The organism is Dyella silvae (assembly GCF_026421305.1).
Taxonomy (GTDB): Bacteria; Pseudomonadota; Gammaproteobacteria; order Xanthomonadales; family Rhodanobacteraceae; genus Dyella; species Dyella silvae.
On record NZ_JAPJBQ010000005.1, the window covers coordinates 37,442 to 59,762 of the forward strand.

At 63.4% G+C, this 22,321-nt stretch carries 20 protein-coding genes and 1 tRNA gene; 14 read left to right on the forward strand and 7 right to left on the reverse strand.

Translation table 11 applies throughout. The annotated features are described in order from the left end of the window. Positions 1-2 precede the first annotated feature (2 nt). From OQE56_RS12890 to OQE56_RS12945, 12 genes are all read left to right on the forward strand, one after another. On the forward strand, positions 3-1,904 hold the full coding sequence (locus OQE56_RS12890; RefSeq protein ID WP_267224869.1) for a potassium transporter Kup: 1,902 nt from the start codon (positions 3-5) through the stop codon (positions 1,902-1,904). A gap of 99 nt (positions 1,905-2,003) precedes the next feature. Beyond that, positions 2,004-3,050 (forward strand): Holliday junction branch migration DNA helicase RuvB, encoded by a 1,047-nt coding sequence (gene ruvB, locus OQE56_RS12895; RefSeq protein WP_267224870.1) that lies wholly within the window; start codon positions 2,004-2,006, stop codon positions 3,048-3,050. 126 nt (positions 3,051-3,176) lie between these two features. Beyond that, positions 3,177-3,590: a tol-pal system-associated acyl-CoA thioesterase gene (gene ybgC, locus OQE56_RS12900; protein WP_267224871.1), complete on the forward strand. Its 414-nt coding sequence runs from the start codon at positions 3,177-3,179 to the stop codon at positions 3,588-3,590. 32 nt (positions 3,591-3,622) lie between these two features. Then, positions 3,623-4,309 carry a protein TolQ gene (tolQ, locus tag OQE56_RS12905; protein ID WP_267224873.1) on the forward strand — a complete coding sequence of 229 codons (687 nt, stop codon included), beginning with the start codon at positions 3,623-3,625 and terminating at the stop codon, positions 4,307-4,309. A gap of 17 nt (positions 4,310-4,326) precedes the next feature. Further along, complete coding sequence (gene tolR, locus OQE56_RS12910; RefSeq protein WP_267224875.1) at positions 4,327-4,764, forward strand: protein TolR; 438 nt, start codon at positions 4,327-4,329, stop codon at positions 4,762-4,764. Further along, positions 4,761-5,705 (forward strand): cell envelope integrity TolA family protein, encoded by a 945-nt coding sequence (locus OQE56_RS12915; protein ID WP_267224877.1) that lies wholly within the window; start codon positions 4,761-4,763, stop codon positions 5,703-5,705. The genes tolR and OQE56_RS12915 overlap by 4 nt, the downstream gene beginning before the upstream one ends. A gap of 11 nt (positions 5,706-5,716) precedes the next feature. After that, positions 5,717-7,039: a Tol-Pal system beta propeller repeat protein TolB gene (gene tolB / locus OQE56_RS12920; protein ID WP_267224878.1), complete on the forward strand. Its 1,323-nt coding sequence runs from the start codon at positions 5,717-5,719 to the stop codon at positions 7,037-7,039. 249 nt (positions 7,040-7,288) lie between these two features. Then, on the forward strand, positions 7,289-7,795 hold the full coding sequence (gene pal / locus OQE56_RS12925) for a peptidoglycan-associated lipoprotein Pal (RefSeq protein ID WP_267224881.1): 507 nt from the start codon (positions 7,289-7,291) through the stop codon (positions 7,793-7,795). Then, a complete protein-coding gene (gene ybgF / locus OQE56_RS12930; protein ID WP_267224883.1) occupies positions 7,795-8,673 on the forward strand; it encodes a tol-pal system protein YbgF in 879 nt (292 codons plus the stop codon). The genes pal and ybgF overlap by 1 nt, the downstream gene beginning before the upstream one ends. Positions 8,674-8,683: 10 nt before the next feature. Beyond that, positions 8,684-9,376, forward strand: a complete 693-nt coding sequence (gene queE / locus OQE56_RS12935; RefSeq protein ID WP_267224885.1) for a 7-carboxy-7-deazaguanine synthase QueE — start codon at positions 8,684-8,686, stop codon at positions 9,374-9,376. A 268-nt stretch (positions 9,377-9,644) separates the two neighbouring features. Next, positions 9,645-10,331, forward strand: coding sequence for a 7-cyano-7-deazaguanine synthase QueC (gene queC, locus OQE56_RS12940; protein ID WP_267224887.1), 687 nt, complete (start codon positions 9,645-9,647; stop codon positions 10,329-10,331). A 61-nt stretch (positions 10,332-10,392) separates the two neighbouring features. Next, positions 10,393-10,468, forward strand: a tRNA-Lys gene (locus tag OQE56_RS12945). Between the two features lie 59 nt (positions 10,469-10,527). Here the strand turns inward: OQE56_RS12945 and OQE56_RS12950 are convergent. Next, the gene (locus OQE56_RS12950; protein ID WP_267224889.1) at positions 10,528-11,961 is read right to left on the reverse strand and encodes a sensor histidine kinase; all 1,434 of its coding nucleotides are present in this window, start codon (positions 11,959-11,961) and stop codon (positions 10,528-10,530) included. A gap of 389 nt (positions 11,962-12,350) precedes the next feature. On the opposite strand from OQE56_RS12950, the gene OQE56_RS12955 reads away from it, so the two are divergent. Continuing rightward, the gene (locus OQE56_RS12955) at positions 12,351-12,872 is read left to right on the forward strand and encodes a DUF3617 domain-containing protein (protein ID WP_267224892.1); all 522 of its coding nucleotides are present in this window, start codon (positions 12,351-12,353) and stop codon (positions 12,870-12,872) included. Positions 12,873-12,879: 7 nt separating this feature from the next. Here the strand turns inward: OQE56_RS12955 and phnD are convergent, their stop codons facing one another. Both phnD and OQE56_RS12965 read right to left on the reverse strand, forming a co-directional pair. Next, positions 12,880-13,911, reverse strand: coding sequence for a phosphate/phosphite/phosphonate ABC transporter substrate-binding protein (gene phnD / locus OQE56_RS12960; protein WP_267224894.1), 1,032 nt, complete (start codon positions 13,909-13,911; stop codon positions 12,880-12,882). Positions 13,912-14,053: 142 nt separating this feature from the next. After that, positions 14,054-14,737 carry a LuxR C-terminal-related transcriptional regulator gene (locus OQE56_RS12965; protein ID WP_267224896.1) on the reverse strand — a complete coding sequence of 228 codons (684 nt, stop codon included), beginning with the start codon at positions 14,735-14,737 and terminating at the stop codon, positions 14,054-14,056. Between the two features lie 312 nt (positions 14,738-15,049). On the opposite strand from OQE56_RS12965, the gene OQE56_RS12970 reads away from it, so the two are divergent. Next, complete coding sequence (locus OQE56_RS12970) at positions 15,050-16,789, forward strand: type VI secretion protein IcmF/TssM N-terminal domain-containing protein (RefSeq protein ID WP_267224898.1); 1,740 nt, start codon at positions 15,050-15,052, stop codon at positions 16,787-16,789. A 272-nt stretch (positions 16,790-17,061) separates the two neighbouring features. Here the strand turns inward: OQE56_RS12970 and OQE56_RS12975 are convergent, their stop codons facing one another. From OQE56_RS12975 to OQE56_RS12990, 4 genes are all read right to left on the reverse strand, one after another. Next, the gene (locus tag OQE56_RS12975) at positions 17,062-18,912 is read right to left on the reverse strand and encodes an ATP-binding response regulator (RefSeq protein ID WP_267224900.1); all 1,851 of its coding nucleotides are present in this window, start codon (positions 18,910-18,912) and stop codon (positions 17,062-17,064) included. Between the two features lie 239 nt (positions 18,913-19,151). Further along, positions 19,152-19,886 (reverse strand): TVP38/TMEM64 family protein, encoded by a 735-nt coding sequence (locus OQE56_RS12980; protein WP_267224902.1) that lies wholly within the window; start codon positions 19,884-19,886, stop codon positions 19,152-19,154. Next, the gene (locus OQE56_RS12985) at positions 19,883-20,440 is read right to left on the reverse strand and encodes a nucleoside deaminase (RefSeq protein ID WP_267224903.1); all 558 of its coding nucleotides are present in this window, start codon (positions 20,438-20,440) and stop codon (positions 19,883-19,885) included. Before OQE56_RS12985 ends, OQE56_RS12980 begins: the two co-directional genes overlap by 4 nt. A 24-nt stretch (positions 20,441-20,464) precedes the next feature. Beyond that, a complete protein-coding gene (locus tag OQE56_RS12990) occupies positions 20,465-22,234 on the reverse strand; it encodes a glutamine--tRNA ligase/YqeY domain fusion protein (protein ID WP_267224905.1) in 1,770 nt (589 codons plus the stop codon). Between the last annotated feature and the right edge of the window lie 87 nt (positions 22,235-22,321).

Consider the following 22,321-nt stretch of genomic DNA (forward strand, 5'->3'; position numbering starts at 1 on the left):
ACGTGACCCCGGATTCCAGCCACGGCCTGTCGGAAGCCGACGCCAAACGACGCCTTGCCGCCCTCGCGCTGGGCGCCATCGGTGTGGTGTACGGCGACATCGGAACGAGCCCGCTGTACACGCTGCAGACCACGCTCAGCCATGACGGTATGAAGCCCACGCCGGAGAGCATTTACGGCGTGCTGTCGCTCATCTTCTGGGCGCAGATCCTCGTGGTGTCGCTCAAGTACGTCGTGTTCATCATGCGTGCCGACAACAAGGGCGAGGGCGGCATCATGGCGTTGCTGGCGTTGGCTCTGCGCAGCGTCGGTAGCCAGCCGAGGCAGCGTTGGCTGTTGGCCATCATCGGTATCTTCGGCGCCTCGCTGTTCTATGGCGACGGCGTCATCACGCCAGCCATTTCGGTGTTGTCCGCGGTGGAAGGCGTCAAGGTCGCGGCGCCAAGTCTGGAACGCTGGGTGGTGCCGGTCACGGCAGTCATCCTGTTCTTTTTGTTCGCGCTGCAGCGTCACGGTACGGAACGTGTGGGCAAGCTGTTCGGCCCGGTCATGGTGGTGTGGTTCATCGTTATCGCGTTGCTTGGCGCCAACATGATTCTGACCAACCCGCACGTGCTGTGGGCGGTGAATCCCTACTATGGCGTGAAGTTCTTCTTTACCCACGGCTTGCAGGCGTTCATCGCGCTGGGTGGCGTGGTGCTCGCGCTTACGGGTGCCGAGGCGCTGTATGCGGACATGGGGCACTTCGGCAAGCGTCCCATTCGCCTCGCCTGGTTCAGCTTTGTGCTGCCGGCGCTGGTACTCAATTATTTTGGCCAGGGCGCGCTGCTGCTCAGTCATCCGGAAGCCATCGACAGTCCGTTCTTCAAGCTGACGCCTGCGCCGCTGCTGTATCCGATGATCGGCCTGGCCACTATTGCGACGGTGATTGCCTCGCAGGCGGTGATCTCCGGCGCGTTCTCGATGACGCGCGAAGCGATGTCGCTGGGCTACTCCATGCGCATGCCGGTGGTCCACACCTCGCGCGAAATGTCTGGCCAGATCTTCGTGCCGTGGGTGAACAACTTCCTGCTGATCATGGTGCTGCTCGCCGTGCTCGGCTTCCGCAGTTCGGACAACCTCAGCGCGGCCTACGGTATTGCGGTGACGGGTACCATGACCATCACCACCATCCTCGCGCTGATCGTTGCGCACCGTCAGTGGAAGTGGAACCTGTTCACCGTGATCGTGGCAGGCATCTTTCTGCTGGCCATCGATGTCTCGTTCCTGGGCGCTAACCTCATCAAGATCGAGTACGGCGGCTGGTTCCCGCTGGTGCTTGGCGTGGGTGTGTTCATCGTGATGACCACCTGGCGCCGCGGCCGCGAACTGGTGGTGCGCGAGATCAAGCAATCAGGCCTGGCCCTGCAGCCGTTCATCGAGAACATTGCCGAGCACCCGCCGCTGCGTGTTCCGGGGACGGCCGTGTTCCTCACCGCCAATCAGCACGCCGTACCCCATGCGCTGCTGCATAACCTCAAGCACAACAAGGTGCTGCACGAGCGCAACGTGCTTTTGACGGTGGAAATGCTGGAAACGCCCACGGCCGAGCGGGAAGAGCGCATCGCGATCACCGAACTGGGCGGCAATTTCTATGGGCTGGCGCTGCGTTTCGGTTTCGCCGAGGACCCGAACATTCCACTGACCTTGTCCAAGTGTTCCAAGGTCGGTCTGCCATTCGACATGATGGACACCACGTTCTTCCTGTCGCGCGAAACCATCATCGCCGACGCCAAGCGGCCGGGCATGGCGCTCTGGCGCGACAAGCTGTTTGCCTTCATGGCACGCAACGCGTTGCCGGCCACGGCCTTCTTCCAGATTCCGGGTAACCGCCTGATCGAACTGGGTGCCCAGGTCGAAATCTGATGAAAAGGGCGCCTCGGGGCGCCCTTTTTCTTTGTAGGGCATGACTTGGCAGGCTTTTTTTCAAGCCTGCGTCATCCTGCTCTGCCATAATTTCGCCCCATGACCGAACACCGCATCGTTACCGCCGCCGCCCAAATGGATGATGAGGCCCTGGAAGCCTCCATCCGCCCGAAGCGGCTGTCCGAATATCTGGGCCAGCAAGCGGTGCGCGAGCAGCTCTCGATCTATATCGAAGCGGCCAAGAAGCGCGGCGGTGCGCTGGATCACGTGCTGATCTTCGGACCCCCGGGCCTGGGCAAGACCACGCTGAGCCATGTCATCGCCAACGAGCTGGGGGTCCATGTGCGCTCCACCTCCGGCCCGGTGCTGGAGCGGGCAGGCGACCTGGCCGCCTTGCTTACCAATCTGGAACCGCACGACGTGCTGTTCGTGGACGAGATCCATCGTCTCTCTCCCGTCGTGGAGGAAGTGCTGTACCCGGCGATGGAAGATTTCCAGATCGACATCATGATCGGCGAAGGCCCGGCCGCTCGCTCGATCAAGCTGGATCTGCCGCCGTTTACGCTGATTGGAGCCACCACGCGTGCCGGCCTGCTTACCGCGCCGCTGCGTGACCGCTTCGGCATCGTGCAGCGTTTGGAGTTCTATACGCCCGACGAGTTGACGGCGATCGTGCGCCGCTCGGCGCGCATCATGGGCATTCCCTGCGAACTGGAAGGTGCGCAGGAAATCGCGCGGCGTTCGCGTGGCACGCCGCGCATAGCCAATCGTCTGCTGCGGCGAGTGCGTGACTACGCCGAAGTACGCGCTGGCGGAGAGATCACACTCGCCGCGGCACGCGCGGCCACTGACATGCTCAAGGTGGATGCCGAAGGCTTTGATGAGCTGGATCGTCGCCTGCTGTCCATCATCATCAACAGCTTTGATGGCGGCCCGGTGGGCGTCGAGTCGCTGGCCGCTGCGCTCAGCGAAGACCGTGGCACGCTCGAGGACGTGGTCGAACCTTATCTGATCCAGCAGGGCTTTCTGGTGCGCACCGCGCGCGGCCGCATGGCCAGTGCCAAGGCCTGGCGCCACCTGGGACTGACCCCGCCACCGCGCCAGCAGGTAGCCGCGGACCTGTTCACGGGCAGTGGCGATGTTTAAGAAGCGGGCGCAGAAGAGTGAGAAGCGAGAGGGGCCCCCTCAGACGCTTCCGACCTCTGAGCCAGTCCCCTCTCACTTTTCACTCCTCTGCACTCACTCCTGCTCCCATCGCTCCCTAGGCCCCCCGTGACGACCACCGCCCCCCCATTCACCTGGCCCATCCGGGTCTACTGGGAAGATACCGATGCCGGCGGGGTGGTTTACCACGCCAGCTATCTGCGCTTCATGGAGCGCGCCCGCAGCGAGTGGTTGCGTGCCATGGGTATCAGCCAGTCCACCTACAAAGAAACGACCGGCCTGGCCTTTCTGGTCCGTGAGATGCAGATCGACTTTCTCCGGGCGGCCCTGCTGGATGATGAACTGTCGGTGAGCGTCGAAGTCAAAGAACGGCGCGCAGCCAGTATCCTTTTCGCCCAGACAATCCGCCGGGCGGATGGCACGGAACTGATCCGCGCCAAAGTGCGAGTGGCATGTGTTGATGTCCAGCGCATGCGTCCGGTGCAGATTCCGGCCGATTTCATTCCCGGCCTTTCCCCTTAATAAAAGTACGTGTGCTGGAGGACCTTCGAGCAATGAACGGTGGAGTCAATATTTTCAAACTGGTCGCGGAAGCGAGCATCCTGGTCCAGTTCGTCATGCTGGCGCTGCTGGTGCTCTCCTTCCTCTCGTGGGTCATCATCATCCGCAAGGTCGGGCAGTTGAAGGCGGCGATGGAAGAGGCCGAGAACTTCGAGGAGCGCTTCTGGTCCGGCGCCGACCTCGCCCAGCTGTTCCGCGAAGTGAGTAACCGCGGCGCCGGGAATGGCGGCATGGAGAACGTGTTCGAGTCCGGCTTCCGCGAGTTTGTGCGTCAGCGCCAGCGCCGCGTGCATGACATGCGTGTCGTCATCGAAGGTTCCGAGCGCGCCATGCGCGTGGCAGGCACCCGTGAAATCGGCCGTCTGGAGCGCAACCTGGAATTCCTCGCGAACGTCGGCTCGATCAGTCCTTACGTCGGCCTGTTCGGCACCGTCATCGGCATCATGGGCGCGTTCCAGGGCCTGGGCGAAATGAAGGATGTGACCATTGCGGTGGTCGCCCCGCACATCTCCGAAGCCTTGATTGCCACGGCGATGGGTCTGTTCGCTGCGATTCCGGCGGTGTGGGCGTACAACCGCTTCGCCAACAAGGTCGAGCGCGTCGCCTCCCGCTACGAAGTGTTCCAGGAGGAGTTCTCTTCGGTGCTGCAGCGTCAGATCCAGACTGACGAAGCGGCCTGAGCGGAGGAGCTTCAGCCATGCGTAGCTCTGCGCGCCACAAGCGCCTCAAGCTGAAATCGGAAATCAACGTCGTTCCCTACATCGACGTGATGCTGGTGTTGCTGATCATCTTTATGGTCACGGCACCGATGATCAACAAAAACGTCGACGTGAACCTGCCGCAGGCTAATGCCAAGTCGATGCAGGACAAGAAGGAGCCGGTGATCGTCGTGGTCGATCAGGACGGCAAGCTCTACCTGACGCTGGGTACCGATAAGCGTCAGCCCGTCGACGTTGCCACCATGCAGGCCAAGGTCGGTGCGTTCGTGAAAGTGAATCCGGAGGTCAGCGTGCTTGTGGCTGGCGACCGTGATGGCAAGTACGACGGCGTGTATCAGGTGCTGGCCCAGTTGCAGCAGGCCGGTGTGGCCAAGGTCGGTCTGATGAGCGCGCCGGAGTCGGGCAACAAGAAATGAGGGCCGACTCCCCCAAGGGCACGTCCAAGGCGGTTGTCCTTTCCGCCATTCTCCATCTAGGCATCGTGGGCTTCCTGGCCCTCGCGGTGGTGCCGTGCTCGTTCTACGAGCAATTGTTCGAAACGCTCCACCTGCCGGCGGACTGGAACCCGATTACCTGTACCAAGCCGGTGTCCCTGCAAGGCGAGATCATCGAAGCGGAACTGGTAGGCATCACCGGTGCGCCGCCGCCGAAGCATACGCAGGCCAAGCCGATACCCAACACGGTGCCGCCGCCGCCCAGCGTGCCGCCGCCGCCTTCGGAAGAAACACCGAAGATCAAAACCCTGCCGCCCCCGCCTGAGCATCCCGATACCGTGGATCAGGAAAAGGTGGCGGCCGAGGGTCTGCAAAAGGCTGAGGACGCCAAGAAGGAACAGGAAGAGAAGCAGCGCCAGCGTGCCGCCGAATTGGACGCCCAGGCGGCCAAGCACAAGGAAGAGCAGCAGAAGAAGATCGATGAGCTGTTTGCCAAGATGGACGCGGCCGACAAATCGACCAAGGTGGCGCAGAGCAAGGTCAAGCAGGCCCAGCAACAGATGGAAGACCTGAAGAACGCCCAGGAAAACGGCGTCGAGAATGTGCCGTACGCGAAGGAAAAGCAGACCGGCGCCAACGGCCCGGATGCCGGTTTGCGGGCCCAGTACCTGGCGGCGATTCAGAATACGCTCAAACAGAACTGGGTCGGGCCGGATAACATGCCGGCCAACCAGCAGTGCCTGCTGCACATCGTCCAGTTGCCGGGTGGTCAGGTCGTCAGTGCCAAGGTCGACTCGACGTGCCCGTTCGATGACGCAGGCCGGAAGTCCGTCGAAGACGCGGCCATGAGGGCCAACCAGCTACCCTTCAAAGGATTTGAAAGTGTCTTTAGCCGCAATGTTGACATGTACTTCAAGCCATAGGTGATGACCTGATGAAAAAGACTTCCCGCTATCTGGTCCTATTGCTTGGAATCCTTGGCCTGCTTTTCGCGGGCCTGGCCTCCGCGCAGACCTCCACGCTCACCGGCACGGTAGAGGGTGTGACCAAATCGGCTACGCCGATCGTGGTCGTGCCGTTTGCGCAGGCGGGCGGTGCCCCGTTGCCCACCGACATCGCCGATGTCATGCGCAACGACTTCAACCGTTCCGGCAAATTCCGTTCGCTCGCCAAGAGCGAAATCGTGGAAACGCCGTCGAAGGGTTCGGACATCAACTTCGCCACGTGGCGTCTGCTCAAGCAGGACTACATCACCGTTGGCCGCATCAGCGATGCGGGCGGCGGCATGCTGCGCGTCGAATACGAGCTGTGGGACGTCAATCGTCAGCAAAGCCTGCTTGCCCAGGCGTACACCGCCCCGGCGGGTGACCTGCGCGGTGTGGCTCACCAGATCGCCGACGCCATCTATGAAAAGATCACCGGCGTGCGTGGCGCGTTCTGGACCCGCATCGCCTACATCACGGCCGTGGGCCTGGGTAACAACACGACCTACTCGCTGATCGTGGCCGATTCGGATGGCTATAACCCGCAGGTTGTTGCGCGTTCGCGCGAGTCGCTGCTGTCGCCGTCGTGGTCGCCGGACGGCCGCAAGATTGCCTACGTGTCGTTCGAGAGCGGCAACTCGGCCATCTACGTGCAGGACATCACTACCGGTTCGCGTCAGCTGATTTCCGCCCGCGCGAAGGGCATCAACGGTGCTCCGTCATTCTCGCCGGATGGCTCCAGGCTGGCGCTGGCCCTGTCCTATCAGGGCAACCCCGAGATCTACGTCATGGATCTGGGTTCGCGCTCCGAGACCCGTCTGACCAACAATCTGGCCATCGATACCGAGCCGCGTTGGACGGCGGATGGCCAGAGCATCATCTTCACCTCGGACCGTGGCGGTAAGCCGCAGCTCTACCAGATGTCGGCCGGTGGTGGCGGTGCTGAGCGCATCACCTTCCAGGGCCAGTTCAACGCCAACGCCTCGATCAGCTACGACGGCAAGCAGATCGCCATGGTGCAGGGCAACGGGAACGTGTATCGTATTGCTATTATGGATCGCAGTCTGGGTGGGCAGGTGCGCTTCATCTCGCCGGGTCCGATCGATGAAACTCCGAGTTTCGCGCCCAATGCAAGCATGCTGCTGTATGCCGCCTCCGAAGGTCGGCGCGGTGTTCTTTATGCCGTGTCCGCCGATGGTCTGGTCCGGCAGCGCCTCGTGCTCGCAGATGGCGACGTCCGCGAACCGGCATGGGGTCCTTATCGTCAGCGTTAATCAGTTCATGTCGTGACGCGTAAGCGTCATGGCCATGTGATCCGGGTGTGAAGTCGCAAACGACACCCCGGATCAATCAGCTTGTCGGTCGCGGCAATACGCCGCGGTTGGCGGGCCAGGCGGCTGCGAGACAGCGCACTGCCGGCAGCAAAATGTCAAAATAACAGCCGGTTCACCGGCGAAAACTGTCCCGAAACCGCAATCGTTACTGACTGTCGGAACTCAAACCTGTTTGAAGGAACGTCCACCATGAATAAGACCGTTCGCGTCGCCCTGGTCGCCCTGCTCTGCGTTGGCGCGGCCGCATGCTCGAAGAAGCAGGAAGTCAAGCCCCAGCCGGCCCCGGAGCAGGCTCCTGTGACGGCTCCGGCCACCGGCCCGGCCAAGTACACCCCGGCTGACCTCGACACCGACGCTTGCCTGCGTCAGCGCGTCGTGTACTTTGATTTCGACAAGGACGAAATCAAGCCGGAGTTCCAGCAGATCATGGCTTGCCACGCCAAGTACCTGCAGGATCGCCCGATGGCGCAGATCCGCCTGGAAGGCAACGCTGACGAGCGCGGCACCCGCGAGTACAACCTCGGCCTCGGCGAGCGCCGCGGCAACGCCGTGTCCAGCGCCCTGCAGTCGAACGGCGGCTCGGCCAGCCAGATCAACGTGATCTCGTATGGCAAGGAAAAGCCGGTGTGCCGTGAGCACAACGAAGACTGCTGGAGCAAGAACCGTCGCGTCGAGATCGTCTACACGGCGAAGTAATGAAGAAGCGACTGGCTAACAGCTTCACAGCCAGGATGGGCATGGCGGGCGCAATTGCGTCCGCCATGCTTTTTGTTGTTCCGGCATTCGCACAGGATTCTCGTCTGAGCCTCGCAGACCGCGTATCGCGACTCGAGCAGCAGGCGCAGAACCAGAATCAGGGTGGCACCACGCTGGTCAATCAGGTGCAGGCGCTGCAATCGCAAGTGCAGCAGATGCAGGGCCAGATCGAGGAACTGCAGCACCAGCTGCAGGAAGCCAACGACAAGAACAAAGCACAGGCGACCGATTTCGATTCGCGCCTGGGCCGCCTTGAAGGCGGAGCTGGCGCAGCTGCAGCTAATGCAGGCAACGCATCCGCAGGCAACGCACCCAATACGGCACCCGCCGCCAATCCTGCACCGGCGGCGGCACCCGCGCCTGCAGCTGAGGCAGGCAAGGGCGCCAAGCCCGCGGCGGGCAAGGGCGCTGCGGCGCCAGCCAATGCCGCCGGTGCGCAGGCTGCCTACGACGAAGCCTTCAAGTCGCTGCGCGGCGGCGACTACGTGCAGGCTTCGCGCGGTTTTCGCGGTTTCATCCAGCAGTACCCGGACAGTCCGCTGCTTCCCAATGCGTACTACTGGCTGGGCGAGTCGTACTACGTCACCATGAATTATCCGGTGGCGCTGCAGACGTTCCAGATCCTGCTCAGCCAGTTCCCGCAGAGTGAAAAGGCGCCAGACGCCATGCTCAAGCTGGGTTACAGCCAGATCGAGCTCAAGCAGGTCGACGCCGGCAAGGCGACCCTGAAGACAGTTTCCACCAAGTATCCGGGTTCCAAGGCTGCCAGCCTGGCCCAGGAGCGCTTGCGCCGTCTGCAATCGCAGCCGGCCAATTGAGGTTGCAGTTGTGAACGGTAGTAACGCTAGCGTGGAACCCACCACGCGAGCCCAGATCCCGGCCGAGCGCCTGCGCATCACCGAGATCTTCCACTCGATTCAGGGCGAGGCCGATGCTATCGGCTGGCGCACCGTGTTCGTGCGTTTGACGGGCTGCCCGTTGCGCTGCGTGTGGTGCGATACCGAATATTCGTTCTACGGCGGTGACTGGCGCGCCATTGACGACATCGTGGCCGAGGTGGCCTCCCATGGCGCAAAGCACGTCTGCGTGACGGGCGGCGAGCCGCTGGCGCAGAAGCGCTGCCTGATTTTGCTGAAGCGACTATGCGATGCCGGTCACGACGTGTCGCTGGAGACATCGGGTGCGCTCGATGTGTCGCTGGTGGATCCGCGCGTGCGCAAGGTGATGGATCTGAAGGCGCCGGACTCCGGCGAATCCAAGCGAAACCTGTGGTCGAACCTCGAACATTTGTTGCCGCACGATCAGGTGAAGATCGTCATTGCCAGCCGCGCTGACTACGAATGGGCGCGCGAGGTGGTGGTCGAACACGCGCTCAACACGCGATGCATGGTGCTGTTCTCGCCGGTGCATGGCGCGATCCAGCCGCGCGAGCTGGCCGAGTGGATCATCGCCGACAAGCTGGACGTGCGCTTCCAGCTGCAGCTGCACAAGCTGCTGTGGAACGACGAACCAGGACATTAAGACAGGAGTGAGTGAAGAGGAGTGAGAAATCAGAGAAGAGCCGCGATGCGGCACTCTCACTTCTCGCTCCTCTTCACTCACCTCTCGTTTAAGGACATGGATATCGGGAGTGAGAGACGAGAAGGGGGCAATGAGAGAAGAGCCGCGATGCGCCACTCTCACTTCTCACTCCTCTTCACTCACTTCTCGCCTTTCGCGCGTCGGCCTGTGTTGCCGGTGGCGCTTATCGGCCGGATCACCGGCCTGAACCCAGGAGTGGATGCAACTCATGTCACAACCTATCCCACGCAAGGCTGTTGTGCTCGTCTCTGGCGGCATGGATTCGGCCGTCACCATTGCCATCGCCCGTGAGCAGGGCTATCAGGTGCATGCGCTGAGCGTTGCCTACGGGCAGCGTCACAGCGCCGAGCTTGAAGCCTCCGAGCGCGTGTCGCGCATCCTTGGCGCCGTCGAGCACAAGACCGTTCACGTGGATCTGCGCACGATCGGTGGTTCGGCACTCACCGCCGACATCGATGTGCCACTGGACCAGACGGGCGAGCAGGGCATCCCGGTGACCTACGTGCCGGCGCGCAACACGATCATGCTGTCCATCGCCCTTGGCTGGGCCGAAGTGCTCGGTTCAACCGATATCTGGTGCGGCGTCAACGCGGTGGATTACTCGGGTTATCCTGATTGCCGTCCGGCGTTCATCGAGGCCTTCGAGCAGCTGGCCAACGTGGCGACCAAGGCGGGCGTGGAGGGTGCGGGCATCCGCATTCATGCGCCCCTGATGCGCATGAGCAAGGCCGATATCGCCCGTGAAGGGCAGCGTCTCAGCGTGGATTTCTCTGAAACGGTCAGCTGTTATCAGGCTGACGCGCAGGGGCGCGCCTGTGGCCATTGCGACGCCTGCCGTCTGCGCGCTCAAGGGTTTATCGCCGCCGGGCTGCCCGATCCGACGCGCTACGTCTGAACGCCTTGGCTTGTGCCTTGGGCGTCTAGCCCATAAAATGTCGGGCTTGCTTTCGTGGCATGGGTCGTTAGCTCAGTTGGTAGAGCAGTAGACTTTTAATCTATTGGTCCCGGGTTCGAGTCCCGGACGACCCACCAAAGCACTCAAAGGCCTGCGGAAACGCAGGTCTTTTTTTGTGGCCGAAGCGTGCCCGCTCTCAGCCCGCCTGCCGCCACGCGGGCGCGGGGTGTTTGTGCGGATTGGTGTGGCGCTCCATGACCGGCATGCGCGGCAGGTCAAACCAGAACGTGCTGCCGCGCCCGGGTTCCGAGCGAAGCCCGATACGCGTCCCAAGCAACCGGGCCAGCCGTTCGGCAATAGCGAGGCCAAGACCGTAGCCACCGCGGCGATCGCTCTCACTGGTCTGCAACTGCACAAATTCTTCGAAGATCCGCTGCTGATGGATCACGGCGATGCCTGGGCCGTTGTCGCGTACTTCAATGCGTACGCACTGGCCGCGACGCCGCGCTGCGATAAGGACGCGCCCTTGTGGTGCGTTGGCAATGGCGTTGCTGGCCAGCTGGTACAACAGGCTGGCTGCGACATCGGCATCACCGTGCAGCTGGTGATGACTGCCGCGCCAAAGCAGCGTCACCTGATGCCGCGCGGCTTCATGATTGAGTGACGTGCGATCACGCATGAACAATTCGGCGGCGGTGAAACCCACGGGCTTCACGGCGATGACGCCGGCGTCGAGCCGCGATATTTCCAATAGCGCATCGAGCAGGCGCGTCATGGCGCCGATGCTGGTGCGCATCTGTTGGAACAACGACTGCTGTTCGTCGGTGACGCCCTGGTCGAGGCCTGCCGCAAACAGTTCCAGCGCCTGCAGCGGTTGGCGGAAGTGGTGGCTGACCAGGGCAATGAATTGTGATTTGCTGCGCGTCGCTGCCTGGCTCTGCCGCAGGCGATCCAGTGCTTCGACGGCGTTGTCGTGCTGCATCGCGCTCCAGTCTCTCCGCTGCGCCTCCTGCAGCTCGGACAATCGTTGCAGCGCTTGCTGGATATCTTCGAATTCCGCACTCACCGGCGACACGTCGATCTGCGGCGGGCGTGCGTTCACCAACTCGTGCACAGCGTGCTGCACATGGGACAGGGGTTCCAGCACGCGGTGGCGCAGCGACACTCGCGCCAGCCACGCCAGCACCAGGATGCCGGCTGCACACAGGGTGCCCAGCAACCAGACCATGCCCTGAGCATGGCGCAGAGGACGGGTATCGATCTGCATGCTCAGCCACGATGAGCCGCCATGGCCACCGAGTTCGCTGCGATAAGTAGTGCCCGCCTGGGCCGGTGCGGCACCGCTGCTCCACAGGCTGCCATCGGGGCGATGGAGTTCCACCTTAAGCACGGGGGCCTCCTTGTCCAGCAGCAGGGCCCGGTCGAGGGCTGCCTGCGGCGAGCCGCCTTCGTCACCGGTCAGTTCGCCGGCAAGGTGCGCCATGCGTAGTGCGATGGCGCTGTCGACCCGTTCGCCGAGGTTGTGCGCCTGCTGCACGCACAGGGCCAGGATCAGTGCCAGTGCGGCGATGGTGCTGGGCAGGACCACATCGATGAACAAACGGGTGAGCAGATGCGGACGCGGCTCCATGCGTCAGACCTCCCTGATTCCGCCGTGCGAACCCGGCACGCCGTCGAGTCGCCTGTGTATCCTTGGGCAGAGCGTGACAACAGTCGGCTGCATGGTGGTGAACCCGCGGCAGGTAAGCGATGAATGCGGCCCTGGCAGGCGTGCGGCTGACCCGCTACGCCCCATGTGTCACTTTAAAGAATCGGACATGTTCCTTCGATACGCACTTCGACCTAGCGCGACGCGCCATAGTGCTAACGGTCTATCTAAACCGTGTTCAGGCGGCACGGCCATGCTGCGACGCAGAAATCGCAGGCGCCGTATTCCCTGAATGGGGGCGCATGACGCCGCAACCGTTTGGCGCTACCTTGCACATCCTCATACCCACCCTCGGTCGATTGGAGAGCTCCATGTCCGCACGTTGCCGTCTGTTGCTTGCTGTCTCCCTGCTTGGCCTCACTGGCGCAGCGCTTGCGCAGGATCTCCCCGCCAACATGCCCAAGCGCAAGCCGGGCCTGTGGGAGATGCAATCCGCGGGCATGGGTGGGCAGTCGCAGACGATGAAGCTTTGCCTCGATGCCGATACCGACAAGGCGATGTACAAGATGGGCACGCAGATGAGCGGCCATATGTGCAGCAAGTTCAACATCGGCGTGCAGGGCAGCACCGTGGTGTCCGATGCAGAGTGCAAGCTGGATATGCCCAGTGGCGCGGTCACGATGACCAGCCACAGCGAAACCACGTTCAGTGGCGACACCTCGTACAGCACCAAGGGCACCATGAAGTATCAGCCGGCCGTGATGGGGCGTAGCGAGATGGCCATGACCAGCTCAGGCCGCTGGCTGGGTGAGTGCCCGGCAGGTCAGAAGCCGGGTGACATGGTGATGCCGAACGGGCAGACCATGAACCTCAAGGACCTTCCCCAGCACTGAGTGCGCTTTACGGTGGACGGCTGGGCGCCATCAACTGGCGCACCAGCGTCTCGTGTTCGACGTCGATCTTGCGCAGGCGCGCTTGCATGGCGGCATCGCTCACCCACTGGGCGCTGTAGGCGCGGCGTCGATCAAGGTTGAACTCGATATCGGCAAACGGCACCAGCGCCTCGTTGCCGGCGGGCGTGAACCCATTGATATCGTGGATGAACTGCAGTTTGGCCAGTTCGGCTGGCCCGTTCTTGCCCTTGCCGTAGGCGGTCAGGGCCGCGGTGACCCGCTCGCGAAGCTCCGACGGCAGATCGGTGCGGATGACCACGACCGCATGCGGGATCAGGCTTGACTGCCAAAGCACGCGCAACCGCGCATATTGGTCGGGGAAACGCTCGGCGAAACGCTCCAGATCCGCCGTGTTGTTGGTCGCTACATCGACTTCGTTATTGGCGACGGCCAGTGCGTTGTTCTGGTGGTTGTCCACGCTGACGCTGGCGAAGAAGGTGTCCGAGTCCAGCCGGCGATTGGCGAATACCTGAGTCTCCGGCACCAGGTAACCCGATACGGAAAGCACCTCGCCACGCGCATATCGCAGGCGTCCGGGGCGGCGGAACATGTCGTCAAGGCTGTGCAGCGGCGAATCTTTGGCGACCAGCAGCACTGAGTAATAACCGCGCGCGCCATTGGTACGGGTGAGCTGGGCAATCACCTGCATACGATCGCGCGTGACAGCATCCAGCGCCAGCCGGCCCGAGACGAAAGCGAAGTCGACGCGTTCCTCGGCCATGGCCTGGGCCAGACCTTCGTAGGTACTCACCGAAAGACTTCGTATGGGCAGATGCAGGGTGCGGCTGAGGTCGGCCAGCATGGGCCGCCATGCCGCCAAGGATTCTGATGGGCCGCCAATGGGCAGAATGCCAAAGGTAAGCGCGTTGATGTGAGCGCCGCTTCGCGCGGGCGTGGCGGCGTGCGCGTGCTGAGCATTCAGCAGATTCGCCCCAAGTAAGCCAGTCAGCAGCACGCAGGCCACGACGGTGACGGTCAATGAGCGCTTGCAGCGAAGCGCGTAGCCCTCACGACGGGTGACTGGTGGAGACTGCCTGACATGCTTGGACGCAAGAGCCGGATCCTGGTCACCCGGTACTCGCTGCATAGGTTGGGCCTCGTTGTCGTGCGGGCCGGATTTCCTATAGCCCGCTGATACGGCGCGAAGCCACCACGGCCTCGACCCGGTTGCGCACATTGAGTGCACGGAAAATGGCGGCAAGGTGGATCTTCACGGTGCCCTCGCTGATGCCGAGATCACGGGCAATCAGCTTGTTGGGTTTGCCTTGCGACAGCAGGCGCAGCACGTCGATCTGGCGTTCGGTGAGCAACTTGCGCAGGCGTTCTTCCAGCGAATCGGACGACGCCTGCGCGGGCTGCGTGGCGTTGGTGGTCAGCGTGGCAGACGCCGCACCGTCGGGGCGCTCCTGCAGCAGCAGTGGCGGTACGTAAACGCCGCCGGATAACACCAGACGTACCGCCGACAGCATCACGTCGGGCGAATACGCCTTGGGAATGAAGCCCTGGATGCCCATGGCCAGCAGGCTTTTCATCAGCGCGGGATCTTCCGAGCCGGAAAGCACGATCACAGGTACGTGAGGCAGGTGTTCGATCACCTCCGTGAGGTGTTCGTTGCCGCGCACGCCGGGCATCGCCAGATCGATCAGCGCGAGCGACAGAGACGACGCCTCCGGCGAATGGATCGCCTCGCGCAGTTCAGCCACATCCATGGCTATGACAAACTCGGTACCGGGCCCAAGCTCACCCAGCTTGAGCTTGACACCCTCGACGATCAGCCGATGGTCGTCCGCAATCAGTATGCGCATGTCGTTCCCCAAGGCGCCTACGGCTCTCCCATCGCCGTACATCCGCTTGCGCAACATAGCCCCTGCCTGTGCTTACGGCAACCGTAAGGCGCGTCCGAACGGCATAGTCACTAGGTGATATGGCTGCCCCGGCGTGTGCCCCGGACAATCGCGACACCACAGGGGAGTCGTTCATGGGCATCGCGCTTCACAAGGGGCGGCAGCATGGCGAGTGCGACTCATGGATCCGTTAGTGATCCTGCACCCAGGCCGCCCGGGGGACACCATGAGCGCATTGCGCCGTTTCACTCGTTCTGTGCGACCCTGAATCCCATGCGGTTGCTGGAATGTTTCGCGCCATTGTTCGCGTACGGCTTGCAGCTCGACGAGCACGCAGGCAAGCAGGGCATCCCTGACGGCGAACTGGGGGCTGTGCAGTCGCGCGCCCGCGCCCTGGTTGAGCAAGCACGCATGACCGCGCTGGCCGAAGGGCGCCCCCTGGCCGAAGTGGAACTGGCGGGTTTCGCGGTGGTCGCCTGGTTCGACGAAGTGGTGGCCCGCCATGGCGGCTGGCGGAACCAGGGCAGCCCGCTGCAACTGCTGCTATTCCATACCGGCAACGCGGCCAGCGAGTTCTTCGACCACCTGGGCGGCTTGTCCAGTGACGCGGAGGAAGTGCGCGAGGTTTTCGGCATGGCACTGCTGCTTGGCTTCACCGGGCAGTATTACTACGAGCACGGCGACAGCGGAGAGCTGGGGCGGATCAAGGCGCTATACAGCCATGCCTGGGCGGGTGCGCCGTCGTTGCTGCAGTCGCTGCAACGCGATGGGATTACGCCGCAGCCTTATCACACCCAGGGTTCGCCAGTGCTGCGATTACCGGGGCCCACCACCGGACGGCGCACCATGCAGTGGGTCGCGGCGACGCTGGTGGTGCTGGTGCTGGTGTCGTTCGTGGCACCCGTTTACAGCCGCGCGGTACCTGAACAAGCCTGGTTCGTTGCTGGCATCGTGGTCGCCCTGGCGGGTTTGCTCGGATGGTCGCTGACGATGGCCTGGCAGACGCTGGTAGTGATGCGCGCGCATACCCGTGTGGTTGACAGCACGGAGGCCGCCTACGGCGTGGGTAATCTGTGGTCTGCCATTACCGATGCGGCCCGCCGCGTGCGCGGCGCCGTGCTGCATCCGTTCCGTCGCCGCGGTGAATGGCGGCGTCTTTCACGACATCCCTGGTTACTGTTTCTGGGCGACAGCGCCGCTGATGTGCGTAGTCTGCTGCAGGCCGCGGCACATGCCCCGCATGCGCGCGAGCAGGTGAGCAGCGATAACTCGCGGCCCTGGCACTGGTGGGTGTTCCGCTCGCTGGTAGCCGTTGAGCCGGGAGCACGCCTCATTCATCCCGATGCCACGGCTGGCGGTGTGGAGTCATCCTGGTCGCAGGCCCTGTCGCTGCTGGCACGGGAGCGCCGCAAACTGCCCTTGGATGGCGTCGCCCTCTGCATTTCCGCGCAAAGCCTGCGAGGTTCAGACGCCGCCATCATGGCCCACGCCGATCGGCTTTACCGATTGGCTGACGATGCCGCGCGCCGCCTAGAGCTGCAATTGCCGCTGTACATCGTGGTGACCGGGATAGAGGTCATGCCCGGGCATGGCGCATTCCGTGCAACGCTGCCGCCGGCTGTGTTCCGTCGCGTATTGGGCTGGCGCCGGTCGATGTTGTCGGGGAACAACCAGCATCTGCGTGGACGTCTGGACGTCCGAAGCGATGCCGTATCCAGTCGGCTGCAAGCAGCAGGCATGGCGGCATTGGCCATGCAGCGCGACCCGCGCGGCCGCCGCGAGTTGTTTGCATTTGTGCAGTCGCTGCCCGATCTGCAGCGTGGCATGCAGGCGTTTCTCTACCGGTTATTGGCCAATGAGAATGGCGGTGGACGCCGGCTTCGCTGGTGCGGGATGTACGTGACGGGCGGCTCGCGCCCGGAAGCACCGGGCGGCGATTTTGTTGACGACCTGTTCAATCGCTTCCTGCCTGCTGATCGCTGGCTGGCGCGGCGTATTGCGCCGGAGGAATAACTAGGGCCTGTTCACGCTATCCGTGTAGCCCGCGTTGCTTGTGCGTGGCCGTCAGGTGGTAGTGCGTGGCGCAGGCCTGGCTGGCTGCCAGGTCAAGCCGCGCGCTGCCGCATGATGGCCACGCACAAGCAACCCGTAGGGCCGGGTCTTTTTGCCCGCCATCCTGCGTCATCGCTCGGGCGTGTATCGACATACACTTCCTCACTCTTCCTTGTCTGGCGGGCAAAAAGCTCCCGGCGCGGGCCACACGGATAGTGTGAACAGGCCCTAGCTCAAACCAGCGTGGTGCGCGTCGTGCTCCACGCGGCCATCATCGCTTCGCGCAGTTGCTCCGGTGATACCGGCTTGTAGAGCACAGGGATACGCGCGGCCATGATTTCGCGGAGGCGGTCGCTGCGTGTTTCGCCAGTGATGAGCAGGCGAGGGAAGGGGGCGCTGCCGTCGTTCTGGTAGTGAAGATCCAGCGCAGCCAGCACGTCCAGGCCGCTTTCGCCGTCACGCAGCCGCAGGTCGGAAATCACGATATCGGGTGGCGTCGCCCATTCTTCGGCAGCCTGCAGCGCTTGCGCGCGGTCTTCCGCCACGGCCACCTCGCAGCCCCAGCTGCGCAGCAGGTAGCGGATCCCCGAGAGAATCGCCGGTTCGTCGTCGATCACCAGCACGCGCATACCCGATACGTCGGGAGATACCTCGTCGGCCGATGCGTTGAACACCGGTTGCGGCGGCACTTCGGGCAGGTAGAAGCTGAACACGCTGCCACGTCCGGGGGTGGACTTCAGTTGCACCTGCGTATCGAGCAACTCGGCCAGTCGCTGCACCGTGGCCAATCCCAGGCCGAGCCCCCGGCGCCGGCCGGTGTCGTGCTCGTTCGTGCCGTGGCATTCCACGCGATAGAACTCGTCGAAGACGCGCGCCTGATGCTCGGGGGCGATGCCGGTGCCGGTATCCCACACGTCCACGCGCACGGTACCGTCAGTGCGGTGTCGTGCCACCACCAGTACGCCGCCGCGATGGGTGTAGCGCAGTGCGTTGCTGACGAGGTTGTTGAGGATGCGTGCCAGCATGGTGCGGTCACTGCGCACCCATAGATGGGTGGCACGCATGATCAGGCGCAGCCCGTGCTGCTCGGCGATCATGCGGAAGTTGCGGCTGACTTCCTGGAAGATCTGGTCGAGCGGGAACTCGGTGATCTCAATCTGCATGGCGCCGGTTTCCAGGCGCGACAGGTCGAGCAGTTCGCTGAACAGGTGATCGAGCGCTTCCACGCATTCCTGAATATGCGCAATGCGATCCAGTCGTACCGGGTCGCGTTCGTCCTCGGCCAGCGAGGAGGAGAAGAGCGTCAGCGCGTACAGTGGTTGCCGCAGATCGTGTGAGGCGGCAGCCAGAAAGCGCGCCTTGGCGACGCTGGCCGCTTCCAGCGCGGCATTCTTGCGGGCCAGCTCCACGGTAGCCTGCTCGATCTCCTTTTCCATGCTGCGTTGTACGTCGAACAGCGCCATGGCGGCGCTGTTGAAGCCGCGTTGCAGTTCACCGATTTCGGTCTGATCGGTGACCTCCACCTCGACATGGCGATCGCCGCGGCCCAGCTGATGCACGGCGGCTACCAGTCGTCGCAGCGGTGCGCTGATCCAGCGCGCGGACTGCCAGCCGATAATGGCGGCCACCAGCAGGCTCATGGCCAGCGCCGCCAGTGCGTTACGCAGGCTGGCGTGTTGCGCGTTGATGGCGTCGTTGAGACTCACGTCCACCATCACCGAGCCGAGCAGCGGATGTCCGGGCAGGTCGGGATCCACCACGTCGCGAACTACTGTGAGTGTTTCATTGCCGGTGGCGCCGCTGCGGCCGAGGTTGTCCGCGAGAATTTCGCCGTCGGCGGCGCGGATCTGCACACGGGCGACATGCGGAAGCTCCCCGATGGATTCGGCGATGCGCACCAGTTCGCGCCGCTGCATGTCGCGCAGTGGCACCGTGGACACCGACGCAGCCTGAGTGGCGATGGCGTCGGCCGTGTTCTGCGCCATGTCGCGCAGGCTGGTCAATTGATGCTGGGTGAGGATGACGACCAGTAACGTGGCGGTCACCAGCGTAGGCACGATAGCGACCATGGCCAGTCGCTGCATCAGCGACGTGCGCCGCCACCACCGCACTGTGCGGGAGTTCGCCCCTGCACCCACCATTGGCCTCGCCCCTTTCGACGCTCCCAGCGCCGCACGAAGGAGCCTAGCGCGATTTGCCCAACAGGGCAGCTAGTCCTTTGGTTAGGTCATGAAGGAAACCGCATAACTGCACGTTTGCGTGTCACCCGCGTCTGACCCGCCTTCAGCCCCTGCAGTGCGCCGCGCGGGAACGACGAGCTTCCCTAGAGGTCAGGCTGACTCGGCTTGAGCGCCGCGGCCTGCCGCCGCCGGCGGGTCAGGCGCTCGACCAGCAGCGGCAGCAGGGCCAGCGCGGCGATGGCGCTGAGCGGCAACCACACCGACCGTTGCATCAGCAGTCCTACGCCGAAGTGACCGTTGCTCTGGGCCAGGGCCTCGCCCAGGCCAGCCCCGATCGATGTCTCGAAAATCAGCGATACCGTGCCGCCCAGCCAGCTCGCGCCCAGGAAGAGCCACAGCGGGCAACGCAACCACGCCAGCCCCACGGTAATCAGCCCAAAGGGCGCCACCGGCACAAAGCGCAGAAACATGGTGTACGCCACCGGGTGACGCTCGAAGCCGTGGTGCAGCTTGTCCACGATCGGCGGCGGGTGCTTGCTGCCGTCGCCAAAGGCATAGCGGCTGGCCAGGAACAGAATCAGCGTACCCAGCGTGAGCCCGATGGACGAATAGATGCTGCCTTCCAGCGCACCGAAGGCGAAACCGCCGGCCATGATGATGACCACCGTGCCCGGAATACCCGTGGACATGGCGAGGGTGAGCAGGCCAATGAAGGCGAGCCGGCTCAGCCACGGCGCATCGTTGATCTGCTCATGCAGTTGGGCCTGGTGCCGCACCAGCTGCTCGGGATGCAGGCGGTCAAGCGCGCCTGAACTGAACAGGATGATGCCGGCCAGCACCAGCAGGATCAGTGGGAGGGCGGCGCGCAGGCGGCTCAATAGTGCTGCCCGCTCTGGCCGTAGGTCGTCAGTACGCTGCGTGCCTGCTCGCGCAGAATATCGCGACGCACGGTGATGCCACGGCGTTCAAGTTCGCCTGCCCAGTCGCTGGGCAGGGGGCCTTCGTCGAACTCGGTGAGTTCTTCCACATCCTCGGCACGCGCGCCGATCAGCAGCGCATCCACGCCCGCCCATACCGTTGCGCCATAGCACTGGCAGCACGGCTGCGCGCTGGTGGCGAGCGTGTAGTGACCGCCATCGGCATTGAGACGGAACGATGCAAGGCGCTGCTGCGCGCTCATGTACGCCATCATCTCGGCATGCGCCACCGAACAGGTTTGCGGCACCACGCGGTTTACGCCGACCGAGATCACCCGGCCATGCGCATCGAACACAGCCGCGCCAAACGGGCCGCCGTGGTTATGTTCGATATTGCGGCGTGACAGCTCAATGGCCAAACCCACGCGCTCCTCGTCGGTGACGTAGCGCTTCTCGGTGTCGACCACGTCGCCGATCCACGGCGGCAGGGTCAGGTGAATCTGGAGACGCAGCATGTAACTCTCCCTGTGATGCCAGCGTCAGCCAGCCTGCTTCGCCCAGGCGTCACGCAACGTGACCGTTCGGTTAAACACTGGCGCGTCGGCCTTGTGATCCACGCGATCGGCGACGAAATAGCCAAGGCGCTCGAACTGGAAACGCTGCTCGGGTTCCACATGGGCCGCTGCCGGTTCGAGCCACGCACGCACCACGCGCTTGGCGTCCGGGTTGATGTGCTCGATCCAGCTCTTGCCGTCGCTCTCGTCGTCCGGCGCTGCCACGTTGAACAGGCGGTCGTACACGCGCACTTCGGTCGCGACGCCGTGTTTGGCGCTCACCCAGTGGATCGTGCCCTTCACCTTGCGATCGGCGCCCGGCATGCCCTGGCGCGATTCCAGATCCAGCGTGCAGCGCAGCTCGGTGACGTTGCCGTCGGCATCCTTCACCATCTCATCGCACTTCACGATACCCACGCCGCGCAGGCGCACTTCGCCTTCGGGCTTGAGACGATGGAAGCCCTTCGGCGGCACCTCGGCGAAATCCTCACGCTCGATCCACAACTCACGCGAGAACGGCACGCTGCGCGTACCAAAACTCTCGTCCTTGGGGTGGTTGGAGAACGTCAGCTGTTCTTCGTGGCCTTCCGGCAGGTTGGTGATGACGAGCTTCAGCGGATCGAGCACGGCCATGCGGCGCGGCGCGGTGGCGTCGAGGTCTTCGCGGATGCAGTTTTCGAGAATCGAGTAATCGATGATGCTGTTCTGCTTGCTCACGCCCAGGCGCTCGATCAACAGGCGCAGGCCACCCGGCGTGAAGCCGCGGCGGCGCAGGCCGCGCAGCGTGTTCATGCGCGGATCGTCCCAGCCATCCACCAGGTTCTCATTCACCAGCTGCGCGAGCTTGCGCTTGCTGGTGATGGAGTAGGACAGGTTGAGGCGCGAAAATTCGATCTGTCGCGGCTTGGCCGGCTCGGTGCGGAAACCGCCTTCGCGCAGGTGCTGCCACAGCTCCGGATGGTTCACCAGGTCGACCTTGTCGACGACCCAGTCGTACAACGGGCGGTGATCTTCGAATTCCAGGGTGCACAGCGAGTGCGTGATGCCTTCCAGCGCATCCGACAGCGCGTGCGCAAAGTCATACATCGGGTAGATCGGCCACGCGTCACCGGTGTTCTGGTGCGCGATCTTGCGGATACGGTAGATCGCCGGGTCGCGCATGTTCATGTTGCCCGACGTCATGTCGATCTTGGCGCGCAGCGTCTTGGCGCCGTCCTCGAATTCACCCGCACGCATGCGGCGGAACAGATCGAGATTATCTTCCACGCTGCGATCGCGGAACGGCGAGTTGCGGCCCGGTTCGGTCAGTGTGCCGCGATAGGCCCGCATCTCGTCGGCGCTGAGGTCGTCCACGTAGGCCAGGCCGTCCTTGATCAGCTTGACCGCGGCGTCATAGAACACCTCGAAATAATCCGAGGCGTGGCGCAGGTCATGCCACTCATAACCCAGCCAGCGCACGTCGTCCTTGATGCCTTCGACAAACTCCGGGTCTTCCTTGCCGGGGTTGGTGTCGTCCAGGCGCAGGTTGCACCAGCCGGTGAACTCGCGGGCAATGCCGAAGTTCAGGCAGATCGCCTTGGCGTGGCCGATATGCAGGTACCCGTTGGGCTCGGGGGGAAAGCGCGTGCGGATGGCGTGATGCTTACCGGTGGCCAGGTCCTCGCGGATGATCTGGCGGATGAAGTCGCGTTGGCCCTCAGCCTGCGGGGTGGCGGGCGAGGCGATGGGTTCAACGGCGGCGTTTTCGGTGGACATCGGGGATCGAAGCTCGTACGCGGTGGCGGAAACCACCAAGTTTACCTTGTCCCTAGGTGGGGGTGTTTTGTCGGGTTTTCAGCCTGT

Bases quoted from the DNA above. Each gene is read 5' to 3' on its own strand.
- queC (WP_267224887.1), top strand. From the start codon at position 9,645: ATGTCACAACCTATCCCACGCAAGGCTGTTGTGCTCGTCTCTGGCGGC.
- OQE56_RS12915 (WP_267224877.1), top strand. From the start codon at position 4,761: ATGAGGGCCGACTCCCCCAAGGGCACGTCCAAGGCGGTTGTCCTTTCC.
- OQE56_RS12985 (WP_267224903.1), bottom strand. From the start codon at position 20,440: ATGCTGCGTCTCCAGATTCACCTGACCCTGCCGCCGTGGATCGGCGAC.
- tolR (WP_267224875.1), top strand. From the start codon at position 4,327: ATGCGTAGCTCTGCGCGCCACAAGCGCCTCAAGCTGAAATCGGAAATC.
- OQE56_RS12965 (WP_267224896.1), bottom strand. From the start codon at position 14,737: ATGCGCATACTGATTGCGGACGACCATCGGCTGATCGTCGAGGGTGTC.
- tolB (WP_267224878.1), top strand. From the start codon at position 5,717: ATGAAAAAGACTTCCCGCTATCTGGTCCTATTGCTTGGAATCCTTGGC.
- OQE56_RS12950 (WP_267224889.1), bottom strand. From the start codon at position 11,961: ATGGAGCCGCGTCCGCATCTGCTCACCCGTTTGTTCATCGATGTGGTC.
- OQE56_RS12990 (WP_267224905.1), bottom strand. From the start codon at position 22,234: ATGTCCACCGAAAACGCCGCCGTTGAACCCATCGCCTCGCCCGCCACC.
- ruvB (WP_267224870.1), top strand. From the start codon at position 2,004: ATGACCGAACACCGCATCGTTACCGCCGCCGCCCAAATGGATGATGAG.
- OQE56_RS12970 (WP_267224898.1), top strand. From the start codon at position 15,050: ATGCGGTTGCTGGAATGTTTCGCGCCATTGTTCGCGTACGGCTTGCAG.
- ybgF (WP_267224883.1), top strand. From the start codon at position 7,795: ATGAAGAAGCGACTGGCTAACAGCTTCACAGCCAGGATGGGCATGGCG.
- OQE56_RS12955 (WP_267224892.1), top strand. From the start codon at position 12,351: ATGTCCGCACGTTGCCGTCTGTTGCTTGCTGTCTCCCTGCTTGGCCTC.
- OQE56_RS12975 (WP_267224900.1), bottom strand. From the start codon at position 18,912: ATGCAGCGACTGGCCATGGTCGCTATCGTGCCTACGCTGGTGACCGCC.
- pal (WP_267224881.1), top strand. From the start codon at position 7,289: ATGAATAAGACCGTTCGCGTCGCCCTGGTCGCCCTGCTCTGCGTTGGC.
- tolQ (WP_267224873.1), top strand. From the start codon at position 3,623: ATGAACGGTGGAGTCAATATTTTCAAACTGGTCGCGGAAGCGAGCATC.